The following is a 3,286-nucleotide window of genomic DNA, read 5'->3' as shown; positions in this document are numbered from 1 at the left end:
CATTGGAACCACCTGATCCCATCCCGAACTCAGCAGTGAAACGATGCATCGCCGATGGTAGTGTGGGGTTTCCCCATGTGAGAGTAGGTCATCGTCAAGATTAAATTCCGAAACCCCTATCTGCGTATGCAGGTAGGGGTTTTGTCTTTTCCGGCCCGCCGTCAGTGCAGCTCTCCCTCGATCCTGTGGGGGCGGGTTTGCCGGGGCGCCGGACCGCCGCGAAAAGCCGCTGCGCGGTCCCCGGCCAGTCTCTGCTTCAACTACCAAAACCTTCAGTTTTCTATGCAATCCCCACTTGCATGGCTATCATGCCTGCCTCATTAAAAGTCGAGATTGGCATGCTTAAGTTGTTGAAGCTCCTCAAGGATGGCCGGTTCCATTCCGGGCAGGACCTGGGGGCCGCCCTTGGCGTAAGTCGCGCTGCCGTCTGGAAGCAATTGCAGCTTCTGGAGGCCGAACTGAATCTACCCATTCATAAAGTGCGTGGCCGCGGATACCAGCTGGCTGCACCTTTGTCGTTGCTCGAAGAGTCCGCTATCGCTGCGCATTCGCAGGGCGAGTGCTGGCCAGCGTTGATATTCGATTCAATCGATTCGACCAATGCACAGGCTTTGCGCGCTATTAATGAGGGCCAGGCGGCGCCTTTTCTGGTGCTGGCCGAGCGCCAGACGGCCGGACGCGGCAGGCGCGGGCGCCAATGGGTCAGCCCATTTGCCGAGAACCTCTATTACAGCCTGGTATTGCGCATCGAAGGCGGAATGCGTCAGCTTGAAGGTTTGAGTCTGGTCGTCGGTCTTGCCGTCATGAGAGCGCTTCAGTCGTTCGGCGTGGCGGATGTCGGCTTGAAGTGGCCGAATGATGTATTGGTTAATAATCAGAAAATTGCCGGTATTCTTCTGGAGTTGGTCGGCGATCCTGCCGATGTCTGTCATGTGGTGCTGGGTATTGGCATCAATGTGAATATGCAGGCCTCGAGCGATATTGATCAGCAGTGGACCTCTGTTCGACGTGAGGCAGGTGTGGCTATTGATCGCAACGAGTTGGTAGCCAGGCTCAATCAGAGCCTGCAACGCGATCTTGAGCGTCATCGTCAGGTGGGCTTTGCCGGATTCCAGCAGGAATGGGAGCAATCTCACCTGTGGCAGGGGCGGCCCGTGTCCTTGATTGCTGGGATTAACAGGGTGGATGGCGTGGTGTTGGGTATCGATGGCCAAGGGGCATTGCGTCTTGAAGTCGATGGTGTAGAAAAGAGCTTTAGTGGTGGTGAGCTCAGCCTGAGGTTGCGTGATGATTCTTGAGCTCGATTGCGGGAACAGCTTTATCAAGTGGCGTGTTATCCGCAGCGCCGGCGCGGTTGTTGTGGCGGGTGGGGTTGTCGACTCCGATCAGGCGCTGCTGGAGGCAATTCAGGCGCTTGCGCAGCCGCCACGACGCGCCCGGCTGGTCAGTGTCCGCAGTGAAGAGGAGACAAGCGACCTTTGCGCGTTGCTCGCTCGCCACTTTGGCCTTGAAGTGCTGGTTGCGCAGCCTGCCAGAGAGGTATCCGGTGTGCGAAATGGCTATGAGGACTACCAGCGCCTCGGGCTAGACCGCTGGCTTGCTGTCCTGGGCGCGTATCGCCTGGCTGGCGGCGCCTGCCTGGTGATGGATTTCGGCACGGCGGCCAAAGCTGACTTTGTAGCGGCCGATGGAGAGCATCTGGGTGGCTTCATCTGTCCGGGTATGCCATTGATGCGCAGCCAATTGCGTACGCATACGCGGCGCATCCGCTATGACGATGCATCTGCTGAGCGTGCACTGGGGAGCATGGCGCCTGGACGTTCGACTGTTGAGGCGGTAGAGCGTGGCTGTGTTCACATGCTTCAAGGGTTCGTGCGATCCCAGCTCGAGCACGCCCGTGGTTTGTGGGGCGATGACTTTACGGTGCTGCTGACCGGCGGGGATGCGCCGCTGGTACAAGATGCTGCGCCTGACGCACGGGTGGTGCCGGACCTGGTGTTTGTCGGACTGGCCATGGCCTGCCCCCTGGAGTGAGGTGACTATGCGTTGGCTGTTTCTGTTGTTGGTGGTGCTCAATGGCGTTTATTACGTCTGGCATCAGCAGGAAGCACCGTTGAAGGCCAAGGAAGTGGCGCCGCTATCGCTCTACAAGGGGAATCAGCAAGGAATTCACCTGCTGAGCGAATCAAACCAGGGTAAGCCAGCGCCTCAGCGTGGCCAGGAGTGCCTCTATATTGGTGGGCTAAGCACCCAGGAGCAGCTCAATGCGCTGCGTCAGCGGCTGCTGACCCTGGATGTATCGGCGCTCCAGGTGTCTGGGCGCCTTGGTGATGCCACCGGTTTTTGGCTGCAGATCGCCCCGCGAAGCCAGCGTTTGCTGGATGAAACCCTGCTTTCTAGTCTTTCCAATGATTTCAAAGACTTAAAACATAAAATAATGTTGTGCGAGGGTGTTGCAACGGTCGAATAGTTTGCATAGAATGGCGCCCGCTCCACAGGGAACACCACTAGTTGGAAATCTGTGAAGCGCTGTCAAATTAGCTAACCTCAAGATTTTAATGAGAAAAAGCTTGACAGTAGGACGGCAAGAGTTGAAAATGCCGCCCACGTTCAGGAGGGGTTCCCGAGCGGCCAAAGGGATCAGACTGTAAATCTGACGTCTACGACTTCGAAGGTTCGAATCCTTCCCCCTCCACCATTTTAGCGAGAGCTGCACGCTCCGCGGGTATAGTTTAGTGGTAGAACCTCAGCCTTCCAAGCTGATGATGCGGGTTCGATTCCCGCTACCCGCTCCAAGTTTGCAGTTGTTGCACAGTGTTACGCTCTTGTAGCTCAGTTGGTAGAGCACACCCTTGGTAAGGGTGAGGTCAGCGGTTCAAATCCGCTCAAGAGCTCCATATAACAAGGCAGATATGAAAATATCTGCCTTTGTTTTAATGGTCGTATTGAGTTGCTAATTTCTTCTTGCTGAGGGTTGTCTCGATGGCTAAGGAAAAGTTTGATCGTAGTCTGCCGCACGTTAACGTCGGCACCATTGGTCACGTTGACCATGGCAAGACCACGCTGACCGCAGCGCTGACTCGCGTCTGCTCCGAAGTTTTCGGTTCGGCTGTTGTCGAATTCGACAAGATCGACTCGGCTCCAGAAGAGAAAGCTCGCGGTATCACCATCAACACCGCGCACGTCGAGTACAACTCGAACATTCGTCACTACGCTCACGTTGACTGCCCAGGTCACGCTGACTACGTGAAGAACATGATCACCGGTGCTGCCCAGATGGACGGCG

General features: G+C 56.4%; 4 protein-coding genes, 3 tRNA genes and 1 rRNA gene. All 8 read left to right on the top strand.

Annotated elements, in window-relative coordinates; all coding sequences use genetic code 11:
- Positions 1-100: ribosomal RNA gene (rrf, locus tag I5S59_RS26330) — 5S ribosomal RNA — on the top strand; the annotation flags it as partial.
- 238 nt (positions 101-338) lie between these two features.
- A complete protein-coding gene (gene birA, locus I5S59_RS26325) occupies positions 339-1,298 on the top strand; it encodes a bifunctional biotin--[acetyl-CoA-carboxylase] ligase/biotin operon repressor BirA (protein WP_197879184.1) in 960 nt (319 codons plus the stop codon).
- A complete protein-coding gene (locus tag I5S59_RS26320; protein ID WP_197879183.1) occupies positions 1,288-2,034 on the top strand; it encodes a pantothenate kinase in 747 nt (248 codons plus the stop codon). The genes birA and I5S59_RS26320 overlap by 11 nt, the downstream gene beginning before the upstream one ends.
- A 7-nt stretch (positions 2,035-2,041) precedes the next feature.
- A complete protein-coding gene (locus tag I5S59_RS26315; protein ID WP_197879182.1) occupies positions 2,042-2,470 on the top strand; it encodes a hypothetical protein in 429 nt (142 codons plus the stop codon).
- Between the two features lie 143 nt (positions 2,471-2,613).
- Positions 2,614-2,698: transfer RNA gene (locus I5S59_RS26310), tRNA-Tyr, on the top strand.
- A gap of 23 nt (positions 2,699-2,721) precedes the next feature.
- Positions 2,722-2,795 (top strand) — tRNA-Gly (locus I5S59_RS26305).
- Between the two features lie 26 nt (positions 2,796-2,821).
- Positions 2,822-2,897, top strand: a tRNA-Thr gene (locus I5S59_RS26300).
- Positions 2,898-2,982: 85 nt separating this feature from the next.
- On the top strand, positions 2,983-3,286 hold a 304-nt coding region (locus I5S59_RS26295; RefSeq protein WP_232239996.1), incomplete at its 3' end, for a GTP-binding protein.

This window comes from Pseudomonas alkylphenolica, from assembly GCF_016009175.1.
GTDB classification, from domain to species: domain Bacteria; phylum Pseudomonadota; class Gammaproteobacteria; order Pseudomonadales; family Pseudomonadaceae; genus Aquipseudomonas; species Aquipseudomonas alkylphenolica_B.
This window is presented reverse-complemented; position numbering and strand designations above follow the sequence as displayed.

What these genes read in the sequence shown, in the direction of transcription:
- I5S59_RS26320 (WP_197879183.1), top strand. Translation starts at nt 1,288, where the DNA reads ATGATTCTTGAGCTCGATTGCGGGAACAGCTTTATCAAGTGGCGTGTT.
- birA (WP_197879184.1), top strand. Translation starts at nt 339, where the DNA reads ATGCTTAAGTTGTTGAAGCTCCTCAAGGATGGCCGGTTCCATTCCGGG.
- I5S59_RS26315 (WP_197879182.1), top strand. Translation starts at nt 2,042, where the DNA reads ATGCGTTGGCTGTTTCTGTTGTTGGTGGTGCTCAATGGCGTTTATTAC.